Below are 236 nucleotides of genomic sequence, written 5' to 3'. Positions count from 1 at the left end.
ACACTTCCCCCAACTGCTACGTATGCCATAGTCATAATGTCACCTCGTCAAGTAATGACGGTTTTTCTGATTCGGTTAAGAGATTTTGTTCAAAGGATTCGTAGTCAGGCCATGACATAACATCTTCCATGCCTTCGCCAATTTGCTCGCCTTCGTATTTGTGAAAGGTTGTCCACACGGTATCGGTCAATGCCTGAACCATGCGTTTAGTGCCAATGGGCGATATGAATGTGTAG

The 236-nt window shown here is 44.9% G+C and carries 1 protein-coding gene; it reads right to left on the bottom strand.

Features of this window, described 5'->3' with window-relative positions:
- Positions 1 to 31: 31 nt before the first annotated feature.
- Positions 32 to 236 (bottom strand): hypothetical protein (locus tag H6A60_RS13635; RefSeq protein WP_205105415.1); only part of this gene is annotated, 205 nt, incomplete at its 5' end.

The organism is Sutterella massiliensis (assembly GCF_016899755.1).
GTDB lineage: Bacteria > Pseudomonadota > Gammaproteobacteria > Burkholderiales > Burkholderiaceae_F > Sutterella > Sutterella massiliensis.
This window is presented reverse-complemented; position numbering and strand designations above follow the sequence as displayed.